Below are 25,201 nucleotides of genomic sequence, written 5' to 3'. Positions count from 1 at the left end.
CCTTGCTGATCGTCGCGGCGTACTGCTGTGGAGGGGCTTCGCCCCATGTGAGTAGAAGTTCGTAGCAGGCACCGAATTTCCATGCACGTGCGGCGCAGCCGCTCCCTCGGGAACAAATTCGCCACACCCTCCGTTGTGCAGGTCAGCAGCCTTGAGTGGATGAGGCTCAAGTTGGAAGTTGACGCGACAGATCGCGTTATGCAAACTTGAGTGGAGTTCGCTCACCCAGGGACTGAATCCACGCAACAACAGGAGGAAACATTATGGCTCGTGCGGTCGGTATCGACCTCGGGACCACCAACTCGGTCGTGTCCGTCCTCGAGGGCGGCGAACCGGTTGTCGTCGCCAACTCCGAGGGATCACGCACCACCCCGTCGATCGTCGCTTTCGCCAAGAACGGTGAAGTGCTGGTCGGCCAGCCCGCGAAGAACCAGGCGGTCACCAACGTCGACCGCACGATTCGTTCCGTGAAGCGCCACGTCGGCACGGACTGGACCGTGGAGATCGACGGCAAGAAGTACACCCCTCAGGAGATCTCCGCGCGCACGCTGCAGAAGCTCAAGCGCGACGCCGAGGCCTACCTGGGTGAGGAAATCACCGACGCGGTCATCACCGTTCCCGCCTACTTCGAGGACGCACAGCGTCAGGCCACCAAGGAAGCCGGCCAGATCGCCGGCCTCAACGTCCTGCGCATCGTCAACGAGCCCACCGCGGCAGCTCTCGCATACGGACTGGACAAGGGCGACAGCGAGCAGACCATCCTCGTGTTCGACCTCGGTGGCGGCACGTTCGACGTCTCGCTCCTGGAAATCGGCGACGGCGTCGTCGAGGTCCGTGCGACGTCCGGCGACAACCACCTCGGTGGCGACGACTGGGACGAGCGCATCGTGACCTGGCTCGTCGACAAGTTCAAGGCTCAGAACGGCATCGATCTGACCAAGGACAAGATGGCTCTGCAGCGTCTGCGTGAGGCTGCCGAGAAGGCGAAGATCGAACTGTCCTCCGGGCAGAGCACCTCGATCAACCTCCCGTACATCACGGTCGACGGCGACAAGAACCCGCTGTTCCTCGACGAGCAGCTCAGCCGCTCGGAGTTCCAGAAGATCACCTCCGACCTGCTCGACCGCACCCGTGCGCCGTTCCAGGCAGTGGTCAAGGACTCCGGCATCGCCGTCAAGGACATCGACCACGTCGTGCTCGTCGGTGGTTCGACGCGTATGCCCGCCGTCTCCGAGCTGGTCAAGGAACTCTCCGGTGGACGCGAGCCCAACAAGGGCGTCAACCCGGACGAGGTCGTGGCCGTCGGTGCTGCACTGCAGGCCGGTGTGCTCAAGGGTGAGGTCAAGGACGTTCTGCTCCTCGACGTCACGCCGCTGTCCCTCGGTATCGAAACCAAGGGTGGCGTCATGACCAAGCTCATCGAGCGCAACACCACCATCCCGACGAAGCGTTCCGAGACCTTCACCACCGCTGACGACAATCAGCCCTCGGTGCAGATCCAGGTCTTCCAGGGTGAGCGCGAGATCGCCTCGCACAACAAGCTCCTCGGCTCCTTCGAGCTGACCGAGCTGCCCCCGGCTCCTCGCGGCGTCCCGCAGATCGAGGTCACCTTCGACATCGACGCCAACGGCATCGTGCACGTCACGGCCAAGGACAAGGGCACCGGCAAGGAGAACACGATCAAGATCCAGGACGGCTCCGGCCTGTCCAAGGAAGAGATCGACCGCATGGTCGCCGACGCGGAAGCTCACGCAGACGAGGACAAGGCTCGTCGCGAAGAGGCCGAGGTCCGCAACCAGGCCGAGTCCCTCGTCCACCAGACGGAGAAGTTCGTCAAGGACAACGAGGACAAGGTCGACGCCGAGCTCAAGGGACGCGTCGAAACCGCTATCGCCGACGCCAAGACGGCTCTCGCGGGCAGCGACATCTCGGCAGTCAAGACCGCCGTGGAGAAGCTCTCGACCGAGTCGCAGGCTCTCGGCACCGCCATCTACGAGGCTCAGGCCAAGGAGCAGGGCGGCGCAGAGGGTGGCGCCCAGGCCGCTGACGACGGTGTCGTCGACGCAGAGGTTGTCGACGAGCCCGCCGACGACACGGACAAGAAGTGACGTCGGAGAACACCGAGCAAGAACCGGTCACTTTCGTGGACAAGCGAAAGATCGATCCCGAGACCGGTGAAGTACGGGAAGGTGACGCAGTTCCGGAGCCCCTGGTGGGCACCGGGGCTGCGCCCCAGCCCGACTCGGTGGACGAAGGGACCGTCGACGGTGACGTCGTGGAAGACCCGCGTGACACTCAGGTCGCAGAACTCACCGCAGATCTGCAGCGCGTCTCGGCGGAGTACGCCAACTACCGGCGTCGCACCGACCGCGAGAAGCAGACCGGAGCGGAGAACGCCAAGGCGTCCGTCGTCTCGCAGCTCCTTCCGGTTCTCGACGACCTCGAGCGAGCTCGCCAGCACGGCGATCTCGAAACCGGACCGCTCAAGGCAGTGGCAGACAAGTTGGCAGGGGTGTTCTCGAACATCGGCCTGACCACCTTCGGAGCCGAGGGCGACGCCTTCGACCCGGCCATCCACGAGGCCGTCTCCCACGAGGGCGACGGCAGCAGTCCGGTCGTCGGGACGCTGATGCGTCCGGGCTACAAGCTCGGCGAGCGCGTCCTGCGGACCGCGATGGTCGGCGTCGTGGACAGTGCAGCGCAAGAATCGGATGCACCTGCGTCCGACGAGCAGTAGACAGAAAACAGCGAGAGGAGGAAACGCCCGGTGAGCCAGCGGGAGTGGATCGAGAAGGACTTCTACAAGGAGCTGGGCGTTTCCTCCAGCGCGACTGCAGAAGAGATCAAGAAGGCGTACCGAAAGTTGGCCAGGGACAACCATCCCGACGCCAATCCCGGCAACGCCTCGGCCGAGAACAAGTTCAAGGCGGTCAGCGAGGCGCATGCCGTCCTCGCCGACCCGGCCAAGCGCAAGGAATACGACGAAGCACGACGACTGTTCGCCTCGGGCGGATTCGGTAGCCGCGGTGGCGGTGGATTCTCGCCCGGTGCAGGCGGATTCGGCGGTGGAGGCCAGACCTTCGACGTCGGCGACATATTCGGTCAGGGCGGCGGCGACGGCGGAATCGGCGACCTGTTCGGCGGCCTATTCAATCGCGGCGGCGCGCAGCAGCGCACCCAGAGCAACCGGCCCCGACGCGGCAGCGACGTCGAGACCGAGACCTCACTGCAGTTCCGTGAAGCGGCACAGGGCGTCACGGTCCCTTTGAAGCTGACCAGCCCGTCCTCGTGCACCACCTGCCACGGCAGCGGCGCGAAGCCCGGAACCAGCCCGCGGGTGTGCCCCCGATGCAACGGCCAAGGCGTCGTCAACAGAAACCAAGGCGCGTTCGGCTTCAGTGAGCCGTGCGACGACTGCCGCGGAAGCGGATCCATCATCGACGACCCGTGCGCCGACTGCCGCGGAACCGGAGTGCAGAACCGCACCCGGACCATTACCGTGCGCGTCCCGGCCGGCATCAGTGACGGCCAGAAGGTGCGACTCGCCGGTCAGGGCGAAGCAGGCCTGCGCGGCGCGCCGTCGGGCGACCTGTTCGTGACCGTACGGGTCAAGCCCGACAAGGTATTCGGCCGCACGGGCGACGACCTGACGGTGACCGTTCCGGTGAGCTACGGCGAACTGGTGCTGGGTACCACGTTGTCGGTGCCCACCCTCGACGGTCGCGTGGGAGTGAAGGTTCCACCCGGCACCGTCGACGGCCGAGTGTTGCGTGTGCGCGGTCGCGGTGTGCCGAAGAAGTCCGGTACCGGCGATCTGATGGTGACCGTCAAAGTTGCCGTCCCGCAAAAACTGGACGATGCTGCCACCGACGCTCTGAAGACTTATCTGGAAGCCGAGAAGGCCAGCGGATTCGACCCGCGGGCCGGGTGGGCAGGTGTGTGATGTCGGTCCCTCCCGAGGGTGGATCCGCGAAAGCCGGTGGCGGTCAAGCTGATCCCGACGCCCAGGTCTTCGTGATCTCCGTCGCGGCACAGCTGGCCGGTATGCACGCGCAGACGCTGCGCACCTACGACAGGCTCGGACTGGTCACCCCGCACCGCACCACCGGCGGCGGTCGACGCTACTCCCCGCGTGACGTCGCACTGCTCCGTGAAGTGCAGCGACTCTCGCAGGACGAAGGCGTCAACCTCGCCGGTATCAAGCGCATCATCGAGCTGACCAATCAGGTCGAGGCATTGCAGGCACGGGTTTCGGAGTTGGCTCAGGATTTGGCCAACGTGCACGCCAGTTATCGCCGCGACCTGGTGCCGATCCAGCGCAACGCTCTCGTGGTCTGGAAGCCGCGCCACCAGCGTTAGCTTCGCTTCACGTTTCTCCCGCGTCTGTTCGCAAAAGCGCGCGCCTTTGTCAGGTGCGCGCAGTTTCGGCCCCGTCTGTTCGCAAACGCGCGCGCTTTTGTCGGGTGCGCGCAGTTTTGCCGGTGATTCGGTCGCCATTTCGCGCGCGTTCAGCGAATGCGCGCGCGTTTGCGGTGGCGAGTGGTGCTGAGGGAGCGAACCTGGGCGGGGCTGCGCGGGTCGGGCTCGGTTCACGGGGGCTGCGTTATGGGTGTCTCGGGCGCACATCCTTGCAAACGCGCGCGCTTTTGTCAGGTGCGTGCAGTTTTGCCGGTGATTCGGTCGCCATTTCGCGCGCGTTCAGCGAATGCGCGCGCGTTTGCGACCCCAACGCGCGCCCGACCCCGACGCGCGACCCCGACCTCGACCCCGACGCGCGCCGACCTCGACCTCGACCCCGACGCGCGCCCACCCGACGCGCCCGCCCAACGCGCGCGCGTTTGCGAGACACCCGGCGCCGACCCCTATTCTGGTCGGCATGCAGGCGTGGAGTTCGACGGTCGTTCAGTATCACCGTCTTCGGAACGATCTCGCCGTGATCAGACTCGAGGGCGACGCGGTGCCGTTTCGGGCGGGCCAGTCGGTGTCGGTCACGGTTCCTCAGAACACTGCTCTGACGCGGCGGTACTCACCTGCGTTGCCGCCTTCTCGAGACGGCAAGCTGGAATTCCATGTTCGAGCCGTGCCTGCCGGTTGGGTGAGCGGATCGATCGTCAACGAGACGCGGCCGGGTCATGTGTGGCAGATCAGCGATCCGCAGGGTGGTCTCCATGTCGACGATTCGGGGCGCGATGTGGTCATGATCGCGGGTGGGACCGGTCTCGCTCCGTTGCGGGCGATTCTGCTCGACCTCACACGTCGAGAGCAGCCGCCGAACGTGACGCTCTTCGTCGGCGGTAAGTCGCCTCGTGATCTGTATGCGGGCGACATGCTGTGGCTGATGGCGGCGGAGTTCCGGTGGTTGACGGTGGTACCCGTGGTCGATCAGTTGCACGAGCCGTGGGCGTCGGATCGGTGGAACGACCGCATTCATGCCGAGATCGGTTCCAGCGCATCGTTCTTCGAGCCGGAGCATTGCTGGGAGGGCAGTGTGGCCGACGTCGTCGCGACGCAGGGGCCGTTCCCGGATCGCCAGATCCTTGTCTGCGGCTCACCGGGTATGGAAGCAGCGACCGTGCGCGCGCTCGTCGAAATCGGCACCCCACTCGACACCATCCGCCGCTCGAGCACTGTCCTCTGAACATCAGGGCAGCTGCAGAATCCGACGCAGATGCGCCAGGTCTTCGGCGGAAACTGTCGTGAATTCCGGTGGCGGGGCGTCGGCGATCGCTCGGGCCTTCTCGGCGAGGAGACGTCCGGTGTCGGTGAGTCCGATGATGCGGCGTCGGCGATCCTCGGGATCTTCGGTACGCAGAACCAGCTCGCGTTTCTCGAGTTCGCGGACGTTGAGCGAGATGTACGGCGCGTCGGAGGCGAGGATCTCGGCCAGCTCGGTGATCGTCCGATCGCCGGTGAGCAGCTTGGTCAGCAGCTTTGCTCGTAGGAAGCTCATCCCGGTGGCGTCGGCGACGGCTCGTCGGGTGTCGTGCTTCTCGAGCATCAGTGCGCGCATCTCGCGCCAGACGTGTGCTGCATCGCCGGTCATACGAGCACCGGTTGGTCGATTCGATCGGCGGTTGCGCGTGCCCATCGGCCGGTGGTGACCACTGCGAGCGCGGTGACGATCACGCCTGCGCCTGCGATGACGAACCAGGCAGGGACCGCGGCGGCGGTGAAGCCGGCGGAGATCTCGCCGACGATGCTCGCCGTGACGATGGATCCGACGACGGCCACGCCGAGCGATTGACCCACCTGCCTGCTCGTCGATGCGATGGCAGATGCCACTCCGGCCTGGCTGCGTGGCATTCCGGACACCGCGGTGTTGGTGATCGGGGCGTTGACCATGCCGAAGGATATTCCGAAGATCACGTATGCGACGGCCAGCCATGCGAACGACGTCGTCGGAGTCAGTCGGGTGAGCATCAGTGCCGAGGCCACGAAGCCGACTCCGGCGACGAGCAGCGGAATGCGCGCTCCGAGGGTGCCGACGATGCGACCGGAGATCGGCGCGAAGATCAAGGTCATCAACGCCATCGGCAGGGTGTAGAGACCGGCGTGCAGTGGTGAGTATCCGCGCACGTCCTGCAGGTAGAGGGTGTTGAGGAACAGGAATCCGCCGAGGGATGCGAACGCGCACACGGCGATCACCGTCGCTCCGCTGAAGGGTGCGCTCCTGAAGAACTTCAGTTGGATGAGCGGTTCCTCGATCCGCGACTCGACCAGCAGTAGTCCGACGAGAGAGCCGACGGCGACGGCGCCGGTGAACACGATCAGCGGGGATCCCCAACCCTTCGCGGGACCTTCGATGATGGTGAACACGAGGGACGCGAGGAACGCGAAGATGAGGAACTGGCCTGCAGGGTCGAATTTGCGTGAGTGTTCGGCTTTGGATTCCGGGACGAACTTCAGTGTCATCGCCAGCGCGAAGATTCCGATCGGAACGTTGATCCAGAAGATCGACTGCCAACCGGCACCGGTGACGAGGACTCCGCCGAGGGCGGGGCCGGCCGACATCGAGATGCCGACGACGGCACCCCACATGCCGATCGCTCCTGCGCGTTCTTTCGGATCGGTGAAGGTGTTGGTGATGATCGACATCGCGACGGGGTTCATCATCGAGCCACCGATTGCCTGGAGCATGCGGAAGGCGACGAGCCAGCCGAGCGACGGTGCGATGCTGCACAGCAGGGAGCCGAGGACGAACGTTCCGGTGCCGATCAGGAAGAAGCGCTTGCGGCCGTACTTGTCGGCCATCGAGCCGCCGAGCATCAACAGTGATGCCACGACCAGCGTGTATGCGTCGATGATCCATTGCAGACCCGAGACCGATGCGTTCAGATCCGCGCGCATCGACGGCAGCGCGACGTTGACGATCGTGTTGTCGGTGCTGACGAGGAACAGGCTCAGGCAGCAGATGCCGAGCACGAGATATCGGTGTCGTCGAGTCAACTCGGCCACGTTCACCTCCACGATAATGCTTGTATATCTACAACTATTACATGAGTACTCCTAAATTGTTCGACGAGCAAGTGAGATGCGGGCCAGGCAGGCCCGATAGGGTGTGTGTCACAGACTTGCTCGAACCCGATTGCTCGCTGAATGGAGAACAACAGTGGCTTCCGAGATCGCACCAGGCGACCTGGTTCAGGCGTCCGGGCATGCCGGCCCGTGGAAGGTGCTCGAGATCCGTCAGGGTCTGGCGTTGCTCGAGCATCACGACGGTCATCGGTTGTCGGTACGCACCACCACGGTCGAGGTGGTGCGCAAAGCGTCGAACAGTGAAGGTTCGGCTCGGCAGGCCGAGACGGAGACCGACAGCCCCTCACTGTTCGACGAGAGCTGACCTACCGCCCTCTACCGTCGACTGCGTACTTCTGGCGCAGCGACTTCGAGATCTGCTTGTACTCACGCAGCTTCTCGCTGCGTGCTCGTGCATCGTGCCTGGAGGTGGCCCAGGCGTTCTCCCGCAACAGCTTTCGGTAGTTGCCTAACCGTCTCTCGGTGAGCTCGCCCGCGTCGACGGCGGCGAGTACCGCGCACCCGGGTTCGCGTTCGTGCGCGCAGTCAGCGAATCGACACGACGCGGCGAGTTCGTCGATGTCGGAGAAGGCACTCGCCACAGCGTCTTCCGATCCTTGGACGCCCACCGAACGTAGTCCAGGCGTGTCGAGCAGCACCAGTTCTCTCTCCGCGATGGGCACCAATTCCCGATGCACCGTCGTGTGCCTGCCTTTGCCGTCGCCCTCGCGGGTCGCCCCGGTGGCGAGAACCGCACCGCCCAACAGAGCGTTGCCGAGTGTCGACTTGCCCGATCCCGACGGGCCGATCAGGGCGACCGTGCCGCGCAGATGTGCTGCCAGCGAATCGATTCCGCCGTCCGATACTGCACTGGTGCTGCACACGGTGACGCCCGGCGCGGCGGACGACAACACTTCTTCGGCGACGCTTCCGCTGTCGGTCTTGGTTATCGCGAGGACGGGAACAGCGCCGCTGCCCCAGGCGAGGGTGATGTAGCGCTCGACGCGACCGAGGTCGAGGTCGGTGTCCGACGCGACCGTGACGACGACGGTATCGACGTTGGCTGCGAGAACCTGTGTGTCGGATGTGGTTCCGGCGGAGGCGCGTTCGACGGCCGTGCGGCGGGGCAGGATGGCGATCAGCCGGAACGATTCTCCGTCGAGTGCCACCCAATCCCCGGTGCAGACGGCACCGCCCGTACATCGAGCGATTCCGTTCTCGGTGGCGGCGTCGAATCCGCCGCGGTCGACGCGAACTATGCGGGCGAGAACTGCGTCCTGAGAATGCTTTTCGAACTCATCGAGCCAGTGCCGATCGAGGCCGTAGTGAAGTAGAGAGGACATGCGAGGGTTCCTTCGGAGAGGAGTGACGTGGGCTCGGGTGTGCGCTCGTCCAGGTGGCCACGATGCCCACCTCCTCACTGTTGGAATACACAAAAAGAAACCGTCGACGGCAAAGTTACAGCCGTCGACGGGTCGAAGGAAAGCGAATTTATCGGGTGAGGTTGGTGCCCTCCGCCGGCGCTGCGAGCGCGGTGAGGAACGAGCGCGCCCAGCGATCGACGTCGTGGGCGAGAACCTGCCTGCGCATGGCGCGCATGTGACGCTTGCCCGACTCCGGGTCCTGCTCGAGGGCTCCGATGATCGCGTCCTTCACGCTGTCGAGGTCGTGCGGGTTGCACAGGTATGCCTGTCGCAATTCGGCTGCGGCACCGGTGAATTCACTGAGCACCAGTGCGCCACCGAGATCGCTGCGGCAGGCCACGTACTCCTTGGCGACCAGGTTCATGCCGTCGCGCAATGGGGTGACCAGCATGACGTCGGCGGCGACGAAGTAGGCCAGCAGGTCGTCGCGGGGGATGGGCCGGTGCAGGTAGTGCACCACGGGATGGCCCACCTGGCCGTACTCGCCGTTGATGCGGCCCACCTGCTGCTCGATCTCACCGCGCATGGCGACGTAGCTCTCGACGCGCTCACGGCTGGGCGTCGCCAACTGCACGATGACGTTCTCGGCCGGATCGACGCGGCCCTCTTCGAGCAGTTCGCGGAACGCGTTGAGCCGAACGTCGATTCCCTTGGTGTAGTCGAGGCGATCGACGCCGAGCATGATGCGCTTGGGGTTGCCCAGGTCCTTGCGCAGTTGCTTGGCCCGATCACGGACGGCCTTGGAGCGAGACTTGGTGTCGAGGTCACCGGAATCGATGGAGATCGGAAACGCGCCGACTCGCACGGTCCGGAAGCCGACCTGCACGACGCCCAACTTCGACCGCACTCCGACGGTTCCGCGGGACGTGGTTCCCCCGGCGAGGCGTCGGGCAAGGTAGAGGAAGTTCTGAGCACCGCCGGACAGGTGGAACCCGATGAGGTCCGCACCGAGCAGTCCTTCGACGATCTCGGTGCGCCACGGCATCTGCATGAACAGCTCGATCGGCGGGAACGGGATGTGCAGAAAGAATCCGATGGTCAGGTCGGGGCGCAGCATCCGCAGCATCTTCGGGACGAGCTGGAGCTGGTAGTCCTGAATCCAGACCGTCGCGCCCTGTGCCGCGGCCTCGGATGTCTTCTCGGCGAAGCGACGGTTCACCTCGACGTAGGCGTTCCACCAGTCGCGGTCGTACTCCGGCTTGACGATGACGTCGTGGTAGAGCGGCCACAGTGCCGCGTTGGAGAAGCCCTCGTAGTACTGGGTGTACTCCTTCTCGCTGATCGGCACCGGCCGCAGCTGCAGGTCGTCCTCGACGAACGGCTCGACGTCGACGTCCGAGACGCCGACCCACCCCACCCACGCGCCCTTGTTGGCACGCAGAATCGGTTCGAGAGCGGTGACCAACCCGCCAGGGCTTCGCTTCCATCGTGTGCTCCCGTCCGGGAGCTTTTCCAGATCGACCGGCAACCGGTTGGCTACGACGACAAAATCCGAACCCTGCGAGGCGTCAGCCACAACTGTCCAATCCGCTTGTAGATCCTTGGGTAAACAGTCCTGCGAAGAGCGTCAGTCGGTCTTCGCTACGGGATCTATACCCAACATCGACAGCAACATGCGGCACTCGTCGGCATCGGTCGCGTAGGCCGCGACGACGCGCTGAGCCTGGCTGGCCGTCTCGTATTCGAGTGGGACGATGTCTTCGTCGGCGATGTCGTTGTCGGTTGAGGTCTTGGCAGGCATGGTGTTCTCCGTACTCTCTGCTGGGCTTACACGGGGTTCGTTGGTCCCGACTCTATGTAAATGTGGCACCCCATCGCCAGTTCCCGATGCCCTAGGCTGCAGCAAATGACCGTTTCTGTGCCGCTCCGCCGTGCTAGGACAGTGGTGGAGGTGCCCTCTCCGGCCACCGGCTCCGCAATTCTGCGTCGCACCGTTCGACGGCATCGCACCCGCCTGATCGTCTCGTCGCTGCTGTTCGGGGTGCATCAACTGTGCGAAACGATGGTCCCGGTGGCGATCGGACTGATCGTCTCGCGGGCCGTCGACACCGGTGATGTGACCGCGATGGTGCTCTCGTTGGTCGGTCTGGCGGCCTTGTTCGTCACCCTGTCGTACGCGTGGCGGATCGGTGCCCGCATCATCGTGGTCGCCATCGAGCGGGAGGCGCACCTGGTGCGCGTGGAGGTCGCCGGTCGCGTCCTCGATCCGCGGGGTGTGCGTACCGAGTTGTCGGCGGGCGAGTTGCTGACGGTCTCGACGTCCGACGCCGAGAAGGAGTCCTGGATCCTCGATCTGATCGCACGGGTCTTCGCGTCCGCGGTGGCGGTCGTCGCGTCCGCCGTCGCGCTGATCGTGATCGACGTTCCGCTCGGTCTCGCCGTCGTCATCGGGACACCGGTCATCCTCATCGCGCTGCAACGACTCGCTCCGTTACTCACCCGTGCTGCCACTGCGCAGCAGGCCGAGGTGGCCGGGGTGTCGGGTATGGCAACCGATCTGGTCAGCGGTGTCCGGCCGCTTCGCGGAATCGGTGCCGAGGATGCCGCGACGCAGCGATTCGTGACATCGAGTCGAACAGCGTTGGCTGCGACTCTGAAGCTCGCTCGCGCGAACAACGTCTATCAGGGCCTGTCGGCAACGGTCAACGCGTTGCTGGCCGTCGGGATCGCCGGTACCGCCGGCTGGTTCGCATTGCAGGGCCGGATCTCGGTCGGTGAGTTGATCACCGTCATCGGCCTCGCTCAGTTCGTCATCGAACCTCTCACCGGATTGTCGAAGATCCCCGGCGTGGTGGCGATGGTGCGCGGATCCGCCGATCGGCTCGCCCTCGTACTCGGCGCGGAACACGTTCTACCGCAGTCCGAGTCAACGGTTCCGATAGACACAGATCTTGCCGTCGACGACGTTCGGTTCCGATCGCTCGACGGTCTCACGTTCCGCACCGAACCGGGCGAGATGCTCGGCGTGGTCACGTACCGGCCGCAGGACGGGGAATCGCTCGCTACGCTGCTGTCCGGTCAGATCTCCGACGCCGACTACACCGGATCGGTTCGTATCGGCGACATCACGGCGGGAGAGATCGATCTTCGACGCGCCCGAGAGACCGTGCTCGTCGAACCCCACATCACCGACCTGTTCGCGGGAACCGTCCGCAGCAACGTCACCGCAGGCCGGGAGCGGCCCGACGCCGAACTCGACGTCGTGCTGCACGCCTCCGCGGCCACCGACGTCGTCGAATTGCACGAGGCCGGTCTCGATCACGCCGTCACCGACCGCGGAGCCAGCCTGTCGGGCGGCCAACGCCAGCGAGTGGCGTTGGCGCGCGCACTGTCGGTCGACGCACCGGTCCTGGTGCTGCACGACCCCACCACGGCCGTCGACGCCGTCACCGAGCACGCCATCGCCCGCGGCATCGCCGAACTTCGACATACCGAACGAGGCTCGCAGACAACGATCCTCATCACCACGAGCCCCGCGTTGCTGTCGGTGACCCATCGCGTTCTCGTCGTCGACGACGGTCGCGTCGTCGCCGAGGGCACGCACCACCATCTCGCGTCCTCGGACGCGCAGTACAAGGACGCGGTGCTGCGATGACCGCCCCCGAACTTCTTCCCATCGCCACCGGTGCTCGCTCCGGTCGGTGGCTGCTGGAACAGCTGCGTCTGCGGAAAGTTCGCACCGCGGTGACGCTGCTGCTCGGCGCGGTTGCCGCGGCCATGTCGCTGGTACCGGTCTACGTGCTGGGTGTTCTGGTCGACCGTGTTCGCGACGGTGCCGACACGTCGACGATCATCGGTGTCGTCGTCGTGATCTCGGTGGCCGCGGTGATCGGCGGCATCGTCACCGGTTTCAGCGGTTATCTCATCAGCACTCTCGGTGAGGGCATTCTGGCGTCGCTGCGTGAGGCCGTCGTGCGCCGCGCGCTGCATCTGCCCGTTGCCACGTTGGAGCGAGTGGGCAAGGGCGACTTGCTCTCCCGGGTGGGCGACGACGTCGCGGTGATGGCCAAGTCGATCGGCGAGGTGATCCCGCAGCTGGTCGGTGCGATCCTGCTCGTGTGTCTGAGCATGATCACGATGCTCGGCATCGATTGGCGGCTCGGCCTGGCGGGGCTCGTCGCGCTGCCGATGTACGTCCTCGCGCTGCGGTGGTATCTGCCGCGCTCGGCGCCGAAGTACGCGGCCGAACGCGTCGCGATGGGTGAGCGAGCACAGTCGTTCGTCAGCAGCATGCAGGGCGCGAAAACCGTTCGTGCGTACGGACTCGAGTCGGCGCACCTGAGCGAGATCGACCGAGCGTCGGCGAAGGCCCGAGACATCGGCGTCGACGTGTTCCGCCTGTTCACCCGCTTCGGATCTCGGAGCAACCGCGCCGAGTGCGTCGGACTGTCGGTGATCCTGCTGGCCGGATTCCTGCTCGTACGAGGCGATTACGTCACCGTCGGCGAGACGACGGCCGCGGCACTGCTGTTCCATCGCCTGTTCAATCCGATCGGCACCCTGCTGTTCACGTTCGACGACATCCAGTCCGCCGGTGCGTCGTTGGCGCGTCTGGTCGGCGTCATCGACATCCCCGACGAGCGACCGGTCGGCGACGGTTCCGTGCCCGCCGACGCCACCTTGGACGTCACCGATCTGCGGCACGAGTACGAGTCCGGGCACGAGGTGCTGCACGGGGTGAACCTGAGGGTCGGTGACGGCGAGACCGTCGCACTCGTCGGATCCACCGGTGCAGGCAAATCCACGATCGCGGCGATCGCGGCCGGATCCATGGCGTCGACGGCGGGGACGGTTCGTGTCGGCGGAGCATCACTGGATGCGCTGGGCAGCGACGGGTTACGACGACATGTGGCGATCGTCAGTCAGGAGGTCCACGTGTTCGCCGGCCGATTGATCGACGACGTGCGGCTCGCCGCACCGGCTGCCGGTCGCGACGACGTCGAAGCCGCGCTGCGTACCGTCGGAGCGTGGGGGTGGGTCGAGGCGCTCGAGAACGGACTCGACACCGCGGTCGGTGAGGGTGGGCACCAGTTGACCGCGGCACAATCGCAGCAATTGGCCTTGGCACGTTTGGTTCTCGCCGATCCCGCCGTCGCGGTGCTGGACGAGGCCACCGCGGAAGCCGGCAGTTCCGGTGCTCGCGATCTCGAGGCCGCCGCCGAGGCGGCCACGAAGGGACGCAGCACGTTGATCGTCGCGCATCGCCTGACGCAGGCCGCTGCGGCCGACCGCGTGGTGGTGTTGGAGCACGGCCGGATTCTGGAGCAGGGTCCGCACGAGGAGCTGGTCGCGGCCGGTGGACGATACGCACAGTTGTGGGAGGCGTGGCAAGGCCGTTGATCGATGTAGGGATTTGCCTAAAGCTATTAGTTTTGGTTACGGTGTCCTCGAATCGACGAGGAGGCCGGCATGGCACGCGCAGGATTGACCGCGCAGCGCATCGTGGAGGCAGGAGCGGATCTGGCCGATGAGGTCGGCTTCGATCGCGTGACTGCCAGCGAGATAGCCAGACGCTTCGACGTGAAGGTGGCGAGCCTGTACTCGCATCTGAAGAACTCGCACGAGTTGAACGTCGGGATCGCGCTGCTGGCGTTGGAGGAACTGGCCGATCGGGTGTCCGAGGCCCTGGCAGGCCGAGCGGGCAAGGACGCTCTGGTTGCCGTCGCCAACGCGTATCTCGACTATTCGCGCGAACATCCAGGTCGCTATGCAGCGACGCAGTTTCCACTCGATCACGAGACCGCTCTCGCGAGTGCGGGAGTGCGTCACTCGGCGATGATGAAGGCGATTCTCCGCGGGTACGACCTCGGCGAAGAGGATCAGGTACACGCAGTTCGATTGCTCGGCAGTGTCTTTCACGGCTACTCGAGCCTCGATGCGGCCGGCTCGTTCGATCACAGTGCCCCCGACTCGCAGCAGTCCTGGGTCCGCATCCTCGACGGAATCGACACACTCTTACAGCACTGGAGGCAGTGACATGGAACCGATCTCCGAACGCGACATCAGGTCGTCGTTCGTCAACTCGTCCAAGGGCGACGCCGGTCGGCTCTCCCTTCCCGACATGTTCGACGCTGTGCCGTGGGACGATCTCGACTTCTTCGGTTGGGTCGATCCCAAGCTCGCCGGGAGGAGCTACATCGTCGTTCCTTCGGAGGATCGCCTGCGCGGAATCTCGTTGCGCTACAAAGTCGGTGGTCCGCGCACGGCGCAGATGTGCAGCATCTGCCTCACCACGCACGCCAACGGCGGAGTGTCTCTGATGGCTGCCGCGAAAGCAGGCGAATCCGGCAGGCGCGGCAACACGGTGGGCACCTACATCTGCTCGGACCTCGCCTGCTCGCTCTACGCACGCAAGAAGAAGACCCCGGCGCTGGGCCGTCAGTTCAAAGAGGACTTCGACGTCCCGACACGAACCGCGGCAGTCGAAGACAACATCGCCGCGTTTCTCGCTCGCGTCCTCGATTGATCAACTGATGGTGGGACCGCGCGCCCCGATCGACCACTGCGCGCCCATACTCTGATGCGAGTAGGGGCGCGCAGTCGGCAAGAAGGGTGTGAGGTCCTGTCGGAGATAGGACCGGTCGACGTCATTCGCCGACAAGACCGAAGTCAGTCCTTGTTCTTCTCCGCGATGAACAGCTTCTCGATGCGCTCCGCCTCGTCCTTCTTGGCGGCAGCTTCGTCGGAACGCTCGGCGGCCTCGGCCAATTCGGCCTCGGACGGCGCAGCGGCCAGCTTCTCCTGCTTGTCGACCTGGGCCTGCTGAGCCTTCTTGCGATCCTCGGCGGCCTTCGCGGCGGCAGCGGCCTGCTCGTCGGCCTTCTTCTTGTCCGCAGCGGCCTTGCGCTCGGCGTCCTGAGCGGCCTCGCGCTTGCGTTGCTCGGCCTCCTGGCGGGCGTCACGTGCGGCTTCCTGCGCGGCGGCGTCGGCTGCGCGGCGATCCTTCTCGGCCGTCTCGCGAGCGACCTTCAGTTCGTCGTCGGCCGCGGCCTTCTTGGCCCGAGCCTCGGCGTCGAGACGTGCTGCCTCGGCGCGGTTCTCGGTGCTGTCGACGAGGGTCTCGCCGCGGTCGGCGAGGCTCTTGTCTCCCAACAGATTTCCGACGGCGCGGTCCAGCGATCCGAGCGTGTGCTCGTACACCAGTCGCGCGGGTGCTTCTGCATTCATCTTCTCGACGACGTTGGTCTCGATGAGCTGCAACGGAATTCGGGCGATCTTGTACTGGATGCGAAGGATGGTCAGTGGTATGGCTAAAACGCTCATGAAGCGAAACTCCTGGTATGAGGTAGTGGTTCAGGCCTGGTTGCGGAGCTCTTCGGCCTTCTTGCGATCGGCTTCGGCCTGACGAAGTGCTTCCTGGTGCTTCTGTGCGGCCACCATCTCGTCGGAATCGGCCGCGGCTTGCTCGATGCGACGATCCTCGTCGGCCTCGATTTGCTCGGCGGTCGCGTCGACCTCGGCTGCAGCGCGCTCCTGCGCCACTACCTCGCGCTTCTCCTGTTCGGCGGCGGCGAGCTTGGTCTGGCGAACTCGATCGGCGTTGGCCTCGGTGACCGCGGCGTTCTCTTCTGCGGCTTCCCGACGGCTCTCCGCCGCGGTGCGCACATCGGCCAGCTCCTCGGCGGCCTCGGTGGCCTGCGCCTCGGCGACCCGCTCCGTGGCATTGGCCTCCTTGCGCTCGCGGGCCTGCGCGGCCTGCAACTGGCCCTCGGCTGTCAACGAGTCGTTGCCGGTCACCGCACCCGCGACCTCTTTGGCCTTGCCCTTGATTCCGTCGAGCAATCCCTTGCGTGCTTCGCCCGCTACGTTCTCGTCAGTCATGTAACACCAGGTACCCACTGGCTGTTCGAGTAACCCCACGTCGGTATCGGACGATACGATCCCCGACGGACGAATCAGCAGTAAGGAGACGTATGCCAATCGCCAAGATCAACGGCATCGACATCAATTACCAGGTCAAGGGCAGTGGAGACCTGGTCGTTCTCGTCATGGGCACCGGCAGCCCCGGTCGTGTGTGGGAGCTGCATCAGGTGCCGGCGCTCACAGCAGCGGGCTACCGGGTGTGCACGTTCGACAATCGCGGCATCGCTCCCTCGTCGGAGAGCACACACGGCATCACCATGGAGGACATGGTCGCCGACACCGCCGGTCTGATCGAGCTCGTCCGCAACGGTGACGAGAAGGCCTACGTCGTCGGAACGTCGATGGGCTCACGCGTCGCGCAGGAGCTTGCGCTGAGCAGGCCCGACCTGGTTCGCAAAGCCGTGTTCCTCGCCGGCCACGCGCGGGTCGACGAGTTCCAGAAAACACTTGCGCAGGGTGAACGAGCCCTCTACGACAAGCGTGTGGAGCTTCCCGGCACCTACTCTGCTGCGGTGACCGCGGTGATGAACCTGTCGCCTGCGACGTTGCGCGATTCTCGCGGGGCGCGTGACTGGCTGGACCTGTTCGAGTTCTCTGCCTCCTCACCGTCCGCCGGAGTGCGCGCTCAGCTGGGCATGGAGGACGATTTCGATCGAACTGCCGCCTATCGCGGGGTGGCGGTGCCGTGTCTGTCGGTCGGATTCGCCGACGATCGGATGATCCCGCCCTACTTGGGCAAGGAGTTGGCCGACGCCATCCCCGGTGCCCGGTACGTGGAGATCGCGGACGCCGGGCACTACGGATATCTCGAGCGTCCCGAGGCCGTCAACGCCGAACTGCTCGGCTTCTTGAAGGCCTGACGGCACCACGGCCCGACCTGCGTTGCTAGGGTCGTGTGGCACCTCACGGTGCAGACTTACCAACCAAACGTTCGCGACGAGTGAGGCGAGATGAGTACCAACCCGTTCGATGACGAAGACGGACGCTTCTTCGTGCTGGTCAACGACGAAGACCAGCATTCGCTGTGGCCGACGTTCTCCGAGGTCCCTCAGGGATGGCGTGTCGTCTTCGGTGAAGACACCCGCGCCGCGTGCCTGGAGTACGTCGAGAAGAACTGGACCGACATGCGTCCGCGCAGCCTGCGTGAGGCCATGGAGGCCGACGCTGCTGCACGCGCATCCGCTGAGGGAACCCCCAGCACCGAGGCCTGAGCTCCGCCTTCTACGAAGGACTCGTACCGCGCCGCCGACGAACTGTCGGTCGGCGCGGTTCTTCTGTGCGGCGAAGCGTCGGGCGCAGTAGTTCCTCGGTGCGCGCGAGAATGCGTGGTCGACGCAGGGTTCGGGCACCCCACTCACCGAGTGTCACACCCGCGGCCAAACCGCAGCCGACGCCGAACGCTGCGAACAACGAGCTGATGCCGAGCAGTAGCTGGTCGTTGAGGATCGCGTACAGACCGCGATACAACGCCAGGCCGGGGAGCAGTGGAGTGATGCCCGCGACGGCGACGATCAGCGGCGGAATCAGCGCACGACGTGCCAACAGACCACCTGCGAATCCGACGACGGTAGCGGCGATGGCCGAGGCGATGATCGGTCCCACATTGAGAGTCTGCGAGAGCAGATACACCAGCGAGCCCGCGAAGCCGCCCATGAATGCAGCCGTCAGCGCACGACGTTCGGCGTAGCAGGCCAATGCATAGAACAGTGACGCTGCCGCGCCGGCGATCACCTTGGTGGGGACCTGCAGGATGTCCGGTGGGGCCAGGTTGCTGATCTGCGGTAGATCACTGCCGATCAGCGCAGCCAACCGCAGCGATGTCGCGACGCCGGCGATGATGCCGCCGGTCATCATCAGTACCTCGAAGAATCTGGACACCGCGGTGATCGGGGCACCGGTGATCGCGTCCTGCACCGAGCCGACGAGCGAGAGACCCGAGAGCAGCACGATCACACCGGCCGCGATGATCTGCGACGGCGAGATGTCGATGTTCAGTTGGTCCTGGAAGTTGTAGAGGGTGATCGCCGGTGTCGCAGCCACGAAGCCTCCGACGACCTGCTGGAAGAAGAACGGCAGGCCCGCGCGGTTGAGTACGCGTCCGATGCGGTCGATCACCATCGTCGTCAGGAAGCTGACCACAGCAACCAGCGCGCCACCGCCGAGCAGCACACTGATGGCCGCGGCCATACCGGACCACGCCAGAGTCGCAATCCATCGGTTGTACGGGTGCGGAGCCTTGGTGATCTCGTCGAGCCGCTCGAGCGCCGCACTAGGCGGCACCATCTTCACGCGCACGGCGCGAATGAGACGGTCGACCTCGGCCAGCCGCGTGAAGTCCATCGACCGGTAATGCACGATGCGCATCGTCGACGCCGGGGGACGCGTCGGGCCGCGGTGCGCACTGAGAGTGATCGAGTTGTACGTGACGTCCACATCGCACCGTGCGAGGCCGTACGTCGCGGCGATGAACTGCACCTGAGTTGCCGTATCCATCGCTGCCGTGCCCGAGGCCAACAGAACTTCGCCGACGCGAACCGCGAGATCGAGGACCTCCGCAACCGACGCATCGTCGGTCAGATCGATCGGACGAAGGGGCGACGGTGCTGCGGTCGGTGTATCGATGGTGGCCCGACGCTCACCGGTGAGACGGCTCAGCGAAGCCGTCAGGTCTTGCAGGAAAGTCATGACCGTCTTTACACGTTGCTGGGGTGATCCACCGACAAGGTACCTGTTGACACTGAGCGTCCGATGAACGGATATGATTGCCTCGCTTCACTGCCTCCTTAGCTCAGCGGTAGAGCACTCGCCTTGTAAGCGAGCGGTCAACGGTTCAATCCCGTTAGGAGGCTCTTTCGGACGGCCCTGACCAGCGAAAACGGTTGGGGCCGTCTCTTTTTGGCCTGTTGTGGCCGCTCGTTTCTTGCGCGAGCCCGGTTCGTCCACCTGGGTTTATGAGTCGCTTGTGAGCTGGGGATTTGCCGGTTCGTCGGCTCGATTCGGCGTTCGGTGTCACAGAGTGTCACAACTCGTTGCCAACTCACCGGTGAGCATTCATGTGGATGTAGGTGGATGCAGTCGGACTGTGCGGGAGGTTGCCCGGGTCGAGGTGCAGTGTTGGAATCAGTGTCGGTTTCGTAGGCTAATACCCTACGTATCCGATACTCGATGGAAGTGTCCGTGACTGCGGGCAGTATTCGACGCCGTCAGGCCGGGTTAGCTCCCGAGTTTGCGAGGCTTCCGATGCGGATGGTGCGTGCCGCCACGGCGGCCGAGATCTACGCGCACCCGCGGGCCGAGCTCGCGCGCCTGATGGATTTGGGTCTGCTGCATCGGGTGGCGACGGGCTTCTACGTGGCGGTGCCCGACGATCGGGTCGGGACCGAGTGGATGCCGGGTTTGGAGGCAGCGGCGGCCGGTATCGCGGTGGCGGCCTACAGCGCCGACGATGCCTTCGTGATGGGTGTCAGCGCGGCCCGTTTGCACGGTGTGATTCCGCGTGCGTTGGCGACTGCTGTAGTAGCTGTGCCGACACGCCACGATCCGATTCGGTTGGCGGATCGTCAGGCGCTGGTTCGGTTCGTCGTGCGCGACACTGCACGTCTGGATGCGGAGCGTATCGATACCGAGTTGGGTCCGGTGCTGGTGACTACTGCGGAGCAGACGGTGTTGGATCTGGTGAAGCGTCCGGGTCTCGGTGACGCCGAGGGTGAGGTGTGGCCGGCGGTGGAGCAGTTGTATCGACGGTGCGAACCAGAAGTGTTAGCCGAGATCGCCGAGGCTCAGAAGATGCGAACGACACTGTTGCGGATGCAGGCTCGGTTGGGGGAGAAGTAGTGAATCCCGACGAGTTGGCCTCGGTGGCCGCGCAATTCGGTGTCGCGCGTGGACAGGTCGAGCGGGATCACCTGATCTCGCACCTGCTCGGCTATCTGAGTGCGCACTTCGCGGATCGGATTGTGTTCATCGGCGGAACAGCCTTGGCCCGGACCCATCTGGTCGATGGTCGTCTCAGTGAGGGCGGTCAAGGTGCAGTTGCTGTCGGCGGAAGGGCACCCAGCATGGCCTCTCGAGAACCGGCAGCTCGAGCAGCGGTATGAGGATGCACTCGGAGCTGAGTTGACGGTGCCCACGCGGCCCGCGTTCGTTGCGGGTAAGACAGCCACCTGGTGTGATCGGCGAGCGTCGCGTGATCTGTGGGACTTGTGGGCACTGAGTCGGATTAAAGCATTCGAGCCGGACGTGGCCGATTTGTATCAAAGGTTCGGGCCCACGAACAAGCTGCCAGGGCAGTGGCAGTTCGCGGACATACCGACCGAATGCGATTGGGAGAGTCAGTTGTCGGGGGCAGACGCGGCTGACCGTGACAGCGCGCGAAGCGGCAAACCTTGTGGCCCGGGCATGGCAGGCGCTGGCGATACGTTAGTCCTGCAGTCGCATGAAACAGTCTTGCGGTAAAGGCCCGTAACGCAGGCGGTCTGCGAGCGAATTAGGCTGTGCTGCCGAATATTCGACGGTATGAGTCCAGTTCTTCTTCGTCAACATCGATTTTGCCGAAGAGTACGTACATTGTTGTGTCCCATGGGCGAAGGCCATCGTGCCTGGGAGTGAGAAGAACCGCGACCGTCCGGCAAGAATCAACTGTTTCGGCGGGACGCCCGGAGATCCATTCGTGGTGGCGGAGCATCGTCCACCCACGGAAGACTGCTTGGTGGTGTCCGCTGAGATGATTCAGCACGCTGAAAGCCAACTGTAAGTGATTGTCTCCCAGCCAGTAACGGCGAGCCTCAAACCGCGTCTCACCATTGAGGGCGTCTCGAGCGATTCGGAGCTGGTCGAGCAGTCGTCGGCCGATCGCGGCCCGCTCGAGTACGGGATGCTGATCGAGCATGTGCAGCACGTTCAAGCGGTCGAGTTCGGGACGATCCCACGACGACGTAGCGACGTCCTCGAGCAGCTGGCGATATAGCGCTGCCCCCGCGGTGTCGACACTCGATGCTGGCTCCCTCGGCAAGAGGGGGTACGAAAAGTGCTGGGCTTGTGCTGGATAGTTTTGGTTGCTATCAGCGTTCCGGGTTGCTTCGAGGTCGGCATTTGCGAGCTCGAAATACTGCGGCACGTGTTCACCCGGTGCGACTTCGTCGTCTTTTATTCGATGAATGTATGCGCCGACAGCGGTGATCGACCTCAGCTGGTCGAAGAGGAATTCCCACTCACGCCGCAGAAGAGCTACTACCGCAAGCGACGGCGTCGATGAGACAGGGGAGATGTGCTCGGGTGGCTGGTCGTGATCGATTATCACAACACCCACCCATGCGTATGCCGCGGCGTCGACATGCATCGAGCGTCCACGAGCGTTGTTAAGAGCCTTGGGTGTGGCGGTGAGGGTTCGTACTGTGCCTGCGGCCTGGCGTGCGCCCTTCGCGGCGTTCTTGGCAATCCAATTCAGTTCGCGCGCAGGGTTTGCGTCGGTGGGTACGTCGCGGGACTTCACCTGGATAGCAAGTGCTCGATTTCCGAAGATGACCGTACCGTCGCCGAGCTCACGGGATGCTGTGCCTTTAGCGATCTTCTTTGGTGGTAACACAAAATCGGGGAGCCCCCACTGTGCCGCAGCGGCGAGGGTCGCGTTCTCGGCTGCAGGACCTCGACTCACTGCTGGTTCGAGGACTCGGGCGTGTGGAATCGTCCGCCCGAACACGCCGGTTTCAGTGTGGACCAGCATGACCATGTTGTTGGCGTCATCCCGATAGACAGCCAGGCCGAGTTCGGACTGAGCAAGCCGGGGTTCGAGATCTGGGTAATGTGAGTAATCGACCGGTGCCCACCTGCCAGGGTCGTGGTCGTTTTCGGGAGTCAAATTGACCACGTCCAACTCAAGGTCCGGGCGGTTGGGCGATTCGCGCAGACCAACCGAGCGCTCGAAGCCGCGAACAATTTCTGCTGCAACTTCGAGAAGTAAGGCACATCGGCGGCCGACCGTGTCTTCGTCTGGGTTGCTCGGCCATGGAGGTAGCGCGAACGCGATGTCGAGGGCAACGTCCGGCCGACCGCGCAGGCCTTGCGCGCCTTCGGTGGGTTCCACCTGGAACCGCGCGATCGGGGTTGGTGTCCGAACGAGTGTGGGCGGCTCGGCAACTAGTTCGACGATCTTGTGCGGTGGGTCCACCAGCACGGTCGGCTGAGCTGAGTGTGCCCATATTCCAAAAACCTCCGCGTCTGGGACGAGGGCGACGACATTCTTCAACAGACCCATTGCCGACCGCAGCATCGAGATTTGAGTGGGAGTTTCTGCTTCGATTGCGTAGGGCTGGAACAGTGTGAGGAGCTGCAGGTGGTCGGGTCGGAGACCATCCAGCGCGCCGGAGCGGTGGAGCTCGGTGAACTCGGATGGGGTTGAACAAAGCGGGAATTGGATCGGTCGGTCAGGCGTGGGTGTGATGCCCGAAGTCAGTCTCTCGGTGGCCTGGATTGCTGCGTTCAGGCTGTCCTTGACTGCAGCAATGAAGTCTCGGCCACTCTGTTGGAGGGCGTCGGCCTGCGTTGTCCACTCGACCGACACTCGCAGCTCGCCGAGGCCTCGTTCGTCGAGCTCGATCCAACAGCGCAGTGCGCTGTCGATGCCCAGCTCGTTCCAGTGCGTCGCGATGTCATGACGAAGTTGGTGCGCCGCATCCAACGATTGCCAGGCTTTCTCGAACGGCTCTGATCTCTGATCGCCGGTCGGATCGAGGGTGGTCATGCGTCGTTACTACACCAATGCACCGACAGTACGGCGTCCCTGATCTCGTTCACCGTCAATTGGCCACGCTGAAGAGATGTCACGCTGTGTAGTAGCTAGACACCTTCGGCTTCCCGAAATTTGCGTGCTCAAGCATTTCTAAGGTCACACGATTCTCGTCGTGACTGGATAGCCACTTTCTGACCTTGTGGCGCTCAATTCCTGCCTGATTTCCAGCCAAAGAAAGTATTCTCCTGTTCTGGGGATGGGATATCTGGCGCTCGATGGATGTGAGAACGCCCCTTGCTTTGTCAGCGTCCCAAGCAGCAAGTCGCTGAACGCAAATCGAGAGGAGCACTATGGGGGTGCGCGCATCCGCCGACCGCTCTGCTACAAAGTCGACGAGTTTAGATCCGGGGGTCTGTTCGCTTGGGAACATGCGGAGATAGTGAGCGATCGACCAGTCAAAGGATGCCCAAGGGCTGCTTGCATAGTTGAGAAACCAGTCCTCAAGATGGTCCTGCGAAAATACCATTTTGAACATCGGTGCCAAGGCATCAGAGGCGTGTGGCATACGTTCAGCTAGATGCGAAAACTCTGCGATCCGGTAGGGAATTGCGTGACTACGCATACGATTCGCGACGAACTTCAGGCTCGTTCTTGATGCGCGAGTCGGGTCGTCGAGTAAGCGGTCGACTAATTCTTCCAAAGGCTTCGTTTCTTTCTTGAGGATAGCGTCATCCACGGCACTGTGTTCAATCTCTAGTGCATGCTCGGAAACTTCATCCCCCTCGAAAACGTCTGTCTTCGCGGCGTTGATATGCATTCCTATATCGCTAGCTGCCTGCTGTAGCTCGATCTGAGCTCGCCGCATGTCTCCAGCTTCGTCTCCGAAGAGCCAGACGTCGTCCATCCATCGGGTCCAGCTTCGTCGGGGACGTGGAGCCGCTTTGCCGAATATGGTCAGGTGGGGCACTGTGGAGGCATGATGCTCAAGCACGTCGTCGAGTGACTTCATGTACATATTTGCGATTACCGCTGACGCAAGCGAGCGCTGTGGTAGTCCAGTGCGGCCGGAGGTTTTGTACATTCGTTCGACGAATGCGAGTAGCGCAGTCTGTATGTGGTTCTTCTTCAGCGTATCCTCCAGCGACGTCTGAAGCCTGTCGAGAGGGATGCTTGCGAAGCATGACACGAGGTCCGTGCGCAGACCGGCTTCAAAGTTGCGGCTCGCATCGCCGAGGTGCGAGCGGTATTGCTTCCACTGCAGATCATTGTGCGAGTAGTCCCCTTTCTGCGGATGGTCCGGCTTTAGGCGCCAGCCGTACGCACTCTCGTGCAGCCCCCCGATCAAATCGACACTCACCGCATCGACCAGAGCCTGATAGGTCAATCGGTCTTCGATGGAGAGCACGACAGCTGGTCGAGCCCCCCAGTTTTCTTTTGGTACGTCGATTAACGCCGGACTCTGGTTTTGTGTGCTGTCGATGTGGTTGCCGAGTCGAGTGGGGGACGCAAGGAGGAAGTCAATCTCGGGCCACTCCCATGGATCGTGGTACCAATCGCCGAAGAACTCTCCGCGCACGTTCTTGGCGGCAGTCTTGAAGTCAAGAACGTTTGCCCAATCCATCTGTGCCATCGGCTGATACTGGCATACTCCAAACCCCGTCACGTCGTTGGT

25 protein-coding genes and 1 tRNA gene are annotated in these 25,201 nt (G+C 63.9%); 16 read left to right on the top strand and 10 right to left on the bottom strand.

What is annotated here, in order from left to right; all coding sequences use genetic code 11:
- Positions 1-263: 263 nt before the first annotated feature.
- From dnaK to CH274_RS05500, 5 genes are all read left to right on the top strand, one after another.
- Positions 264-2,108, top strand: a complete 1,845-nt coding sequence (gene dnaK, locus CH274_RS05520) for a molecular chaperone DnaK (protein WP_032376212.1) — start codon at positions 264-266, stop codon at positions 2,106-2,108.
- A complete protein-coding gene (gene grpE, locus CH274_RS05515) occupies positions 2,105-2,737 on the top strand; it encodes a nucleotide exchange factor GrpE (RefSeq protein ID WP_032396072.1) in 633 nt (210 codons plus the stop codon). Before dnaK ends, grpE begins: the two co-directional genes overlap by 4 nt.
- A 30-nt stretch (positions 2,738-2,767) precedes the next feature.
- Positions 2,768-3,943, top strand: a complete 1,176-nt coding sequence (gene dnaJ / locus CH274_RS05510; RefSeq protein WP_045196873.1) for a molecular chaperone DnaJ — start codon at positions 2,768-2,770, stop codon at positions 3,941-3,943.
- Complete coding sequence (locus CH274_RS05505; RefSeq protein WP_045196872.1) at positions 3,943-4,359, top strand: heat shock protein transcriptional repressor HspR; 417 nt, start codon at positions 3,943-3,945, stop codon at positions 4,357-4,359. The genes dnaJ and CH274_RS05505 overlap by 1 nt, the downstream gene beginning before the upstream one ends.
- A 517-nt stretch (positions 4,360-4,876) precedes the next feature.
- Positions 4,877-5,638, top strand: coding sequence for an FAD-binding oxidoreductase (locus CH274_RS05500; RefSeq protein ID WP_045200378.1), 762 nt, complete (start codon positions 4,877-4,879; stop codon positions 5,636-5,638).
- Between the two features lie 3 nt (positions 5,639-5,641).
- Here the strand turns inward: CH274_RS05500 and CH274_RS05495 are convergent, their stop codons facing one another.
- Both CH274_RS05495 and CH274_RS05490 read right to left on the bottom strand, forming a co-directional pair.
- Positions 5,642-6,043, bottom strand: coding sequence for a MarR family winged helix-turn-helix transcriptional regulator (locus CH274_RS05495; protein WP_045196871.1), 402 nt, complete (start codon positions 6,041-6,043; stop codon positions 5,642-5,644).
- The gene (locus tag CH274_RS05490; protein ID WP_094656936.1) at positions 6,040-7,455 is read right to left on the bottom strand and encodes an MFS transporter; all 1,416 of its coding nucleotides are present in this window, start codon (positions 7,453-7,455) and stop codon (positions 6,040-6,042) included. The genes CH274_RS05495 and CH274_RS05490 overlap by 4 nt, the downstream gene beginning before the upstream one ends.
- Before the next feature lie 154 nt (positions 7,456-7,609).
- Between CH274_RS05490 and CH274_RS05485 the strand changes: the two genes are divergently transcribed.
- Positions 7,610-7,840, top strand: a complete 231-nt coding sequence (locus tag CH274_RS05485; RefSeq protein ID WP_032396068.1) for a hypothetical protein — start codon at positions 7,610-7,612, stop codon at positions 7,838-7,840.
- A gap of 1 nt (position 7,841) precedes the next feature.
- Here the strand turns inward: CH274_RS05485 and rsgA are convergent, their stop codons facing one another.
- From rsgA to CH274_RS29095, 3 genes are all read right to left on the bottom strand, one after another.
- Positions 7,842-8,858, bottom strand: a complete 1,017-nt coding sequence (gene rsgA / locus CH274_RS05480; protein WP_094656841.1) for a ribosome small subunit-dependent GTPase A — start codon at positions 8,856-8,858, stop codon at positions 7,842-7,844.
- A gap of 148 nt (positions 8,859-9,006) precedes the next feature.
- Positions 9,007-10,455 carry an alpha,alpha-trehalose-phosphate synthase (UDP-forming) gene (locus CH274_RS05475; protein ID WP_094656842.1) on the bottom strand — a complete coding sequence of 483 codons (1,449 nt, stop codon included), beginning with the start codon at positions 10,453-10,455 and terminating at the stop codon, positions 9,007-9,009.
- 51 nt (positions 10,456-10,506) lie between these two features.
- Entirely contained in the window at positions 10,507-10,680 is a 174-nt protein-coding gene (locus tag CH274_RS29095) for a hypothetical protein (protein WP_008710019.1), read from the bottom strand.
- 105 nt (positions 10,681-10,785) lie between these two features.
- Here CH274_RS29095 and CH274_RS05470 point away from each other — a divergent pair, with 105 nt between their 5' ends.
- The 4 genes from CH274_RS05470 (at position 10,786) to CH274_RS05455 (ending at position 15,405) form a co-directional block, all read left to right on the top strand.
- On the top strand, positions 10,786-12,534 hold the full coding sequence (locus CH274_RS05470) for an ABC transporter ATP-binding protein (protein ID WP_179275636.1): 1,749 nt from the start codon (positions 10,786-10,788) through the stop codon (positions 12,532-12,534).
- Positions 12,531-14,279, top strand: coding sequence for an ABC transporter ATP-binding protein (locus CH274_RS05465; RefSeq protein WP_094656843.1), 1,749 nt, complete (start codon positions 12,531-12,533; stop codon positions 14,277-14,279). The genes CH274_RS05470 and CH274_RS05465 overlap by 4 nt, the downstream gene beginning before the upstream one ends.
- Before the next feature lie 69 nt (positions 14,280-14,348).
- Positions 14,349-14,915 carry a TetR/AcrR family transcriptional regulator gene (locus CH274_RS05460; protein WP_094656844.1) on the top strand — a complete coding sequence of 189 codons (567 nt, stop codon included), beginning with the start codon at positions 14,349-14,351 and terminating at the stop codon, positions 14,913-14,915.
- A gap of 1 nt (position 14,916) precedes the next feature.
- Positions 14,917-15,405 (top strand): FBP domain-containing protein, encoded by a 489-nt coding sequence (locus CH274_RS05455; RefSeq protein ID WP_094630303.1) that lies wholly within the window; start codon positions 14,917-14,919, stop codon positions 15,403-15,405.
- A 143-nt stretch (positions 15,406-15,548) separates the two neighbouring features.
- Here CH274_RS05455 and CH274_RS05450 read toward each other — a convergent pair whose 3' ends face one another.
- Positions 15,549-16,202, bottom strand: coding sequence for a hypothetical protein (locus CH274_RS05450; protein WP_094656845.1), 654 nt, complete (start codon positions 16,200-16,202; stop codon positions 15,549-15,551).
- A gap of 30 nt (positions 16,203-16,232) precedes the next feature.
- Positions 16,233-16,760: a general stress protein CsbD gene (locus CH274_RS05445; RefSeq protein ID WP_094656846.1), complete on the bottom strand. Its 528-nt coding sequence runs from the start codon at positions 16,758-16,760 to the stop codon at positions 16,233-16,235.
- 92 nt (positions 16,761-16,852) lie between these two features.
- Between CH274_RS05445 and CH274_RS05440 the strand changes: the two genes are divergently transcribed.
- A complete protein-coding gene (locus tag CH274_RS05440; protein WP_045196859.1) occupies positions 16,853-17,662 on the top strand; it encodes an alpha/beta fold hydrolase in 810 nt (269 codons plus the stop codon).
- A gap of 90 nt (positions 17,663-17,752) precedes the next feature.
- Positions 17,753-18,013, top strand: coding sequence for an MbtH family protein (locus tag CH274_RS05435; protein WP_008710007.1), 261 nt, complete (start codon positions 17,753-17,755; stop codon positions 18,011-18,013).
- Positions 18,014-18,023: 10 nt separating this feature from the next.
- Here CH274_RS05435 and CH274_RS05430 read toward each other — a convergent pair whose 3' ends face one another.
- A complete protein-coding gene (locus tag CH274_RS05430) occupies positions 18,024-19,487 on the bottom strand; it encodes a threonine/serine ThrE exporter family protein (protein WP_032396059.1) in 1,464 nt (487 codons plus the stop codon).
- Between the two features lie 92 nt (positions 19,488-19,579).
- Here CH274_RS05430 and CH274_RS05425 point away from each other — a divergent pair.
- The 4 genes from CH274_RS05425 (at position 19,580) to CH274_RS29900 (ending at position 21,257) form a co-directional block, all read left to right on the top strand.
- Positions 19,580-19,651 (top strand) — tRNA-Thr (locus tag CH274_RS05425).
- Between the two features lie 391 nt (positions 19,652-20,042).
- The gene (locus CH274_RS05420) at positions 20,043-20,636 is read left to right on the top strand and encodes a type IV toxin-antitoxin system AbiEi family antitoxin domain-containing protein (protein ID WP_094656847.1); all 594 of its coding nucleotides are present in this window, start codon (positions 20,043-20,045) and stop codon (positions 20,634-20,636) included.
- The gene (locus tag CH274_RS29905; protein ID WP_306436596.1) at positions 20,636-20,899 is read left to right on the top strand and encodes a hypothetical protein; all 264 of its coding nucleotides are present in this window, start codon (positions 20,636-20,638) and stop codon (positions 20,897-20,899) included. Before CH274_RS05420 ends, CH274_RS29905 begins: the two co-directional genes overlap by 1 nt.
- Positions 20,802-21,257, top strand: a complete 456-nt coding sequence (locus CH274_RS29900) for a nucleotidyl transferase AbiEii/AbiGii toxin family protein (RefSeq protein ID WP_306436593.1) — start codon at positions 20,802-20,804, stop codon at positions 21,255-21,257. The genes CH274_RS29905 and CH274_RS29900 overlap by 98 nt, the downstream gene beginning before the upstream one ends.
- A gap of 31 nt (positions 21,258-21,288) precedes the next feature.
- On the opposite strand, the gene CH274_RS05410 is transcribed toward CH274_RS29900, so the two are convergent.
- Positions 21,289-23,541, bottom strand: coding sequence for a hypothetical protein (locus CH274_RS05410; RefSeq protein WP_094656848.1), 2,253 nt, complete (start codon positions 23,539-23,541; stop codon positions 21,289-21,291).
- A 79-nt stretch (positions 23,542-23,620) separates the two neighbouring features.
- Positions 23,621-25,159: an RNA-directed DNA polymerase gene (locus CH274_RS05405; RefSeq protein WP_094656849.1), complete on the bottom strand. Its 1,539-nt coding sequence runs from the start codon at positions 25,157-25,159 to the stop codon at positions 23,621-23,623.
- Positions 25,160-25,201 lie beyond the last annotated feature (42 nt).

Source organism: Rhodococcus sp. 06-418-5, assembly GCF_002258285.1.
Lineage (GTDB): Bacteria > Actinomycetota > Actinomycetes > Mycobacteriales > Mycobacteriaceae > Rhodococcoides.
The sequence above is the reverse complement of the archived record's forward strand: the minus strand, read 5'-3'. Positions and strand labels throughout refer to the sequence as shown.

Bases quoted from the DNA above. Each gene is read 5' to 3' on its own strand.
- CH274_RS05465 (WP_094656843.1), top strand. From the start codon at position 12,531: ATGACCGCCCCCGAACTTCTTCCCATCGCCACCGGTGCTCGCTCCGGT.
- CH274_RS05470 (WP_179275636.1), top strand. From the start codon at position 10,786: ATGACCGTTTCTGTGCCGCTCCGCCGTGCTAGGACAGTGGTGGAGGTG.
- CH274_RS05495 (WP_045196871.1), bottom strand. From the start codon at position 6,043: ATGACCGGCGATGCAGCACACGTCTGGCGCGAGATGCGCGCACTGATG.
- CH274_RS05405 (WP_094656849.1), bottom strand. From the start codon at position 25,159: ATGGCACAGATGGATTGGGCAAACGTTCTTGACTTCAAGACTGCCGCC.
- CH274_RS05500 (WP_045200378.1), top strand. From the start codon at position 4,877: ATGCAGGCGTGGAGTTCGACGGTCGTTCAGTATCACCGTCTTCGGAAC.
- CH274_RS05460 (WP_094656844.1), top strand. From the start codon at position 14,349: ATGGCACGCGCAGGATTGACCGCGCAGCGCATCGTGGAGGCAGGAGCG.
- CH274_RS05455 (WP_094630303.1), top strand. From the start codon at position 14,917: ATGGAACCGATCTCCGAACGCGACATCAGGTCGTCGTTCGTCAACTCG.
- CH274_RS05440 (WP_045196859.1), top strand. From the start codon at position 16,853: ATGCCAATCGCCAAGATCAACGGCATCGACATCAATTACCAGGTCAAG.
- CH274_RS05430 (WP_032396059.1), bottom strand. From the start codon at position 19,487: ATGACTTTCCTGCAAGACCTGACGGCTTCGCTGAGCCGTCTCACCGGT.
- CH274_RS05435 (WP_008710007.1), top strand. From the start codon at position 17,753: ATGAGTACCAACCCGTTCGATGACGAAGACGGACGCTTCTTCGTGCTG.
- CH274_RS05445 (WP_094656846.1), bottom strand. From the start codon at position 16,760: ATGACTGACGAGAACGTAGCGGGCGAAGCACGCAAGGGATTGCTCGAC.
- dnaK (WP_032376212.1), top strand. From the start codon at position 264: ATGGCTCGTGCGGTCGGTATCGACCTCGGGACCACCAACTCGGTCGTG.
- rsgA (WP_094656841.1), bottom strand. From the start codon at position 8,858: ATGTCCTCTCTACTTCACTACGGCCTCGATCGGCACTGGCTCGATGAG.
- CH274_RS05450 (WP_094656845.1), bottom strand. From the start codon at position 16,202: ATGAGCGTTTTAGCCATACCACTGACCATCCTTCGCATCCAGTACAAG.
- CH274_RS29095 (WP_008710019.1), bottom strand. From the start codon at position 10,680: ATGCCTGCCAAGACCTCAACCGACAACGACATCGCCGACGAAGACATC.
- CH274_RS05420 (WP_094656847.1), top strand. From the start codon at position 20,043: ATGCGGATGGTGCGTGCCGCCACGGCGGCCGAGATCTACGCGCACCCG.
- CH274_RS05410 (WP_094656848.1), bottom strand. From the start codon at position 23,541: ATGACCACCCTCGATCCGACCGGCGATCAGAGATCAGAGCCGTTCGAG.
- CH274_RS05505 (WP_045196872.1), top strand. From the start codon at position 3,943: ATGTCGGTCCCTCCCGAGGGTGGATCCGCGAAAGCCGGTGGCGGTCAA.
- CH274_RS29900 (WP_306436593.1), top strand. From the start codon at position 20,802: ATGGTCGTCTCAGTGAGGGCGGTCAAGGTGCAGTTGCTGTCGGCGGAA.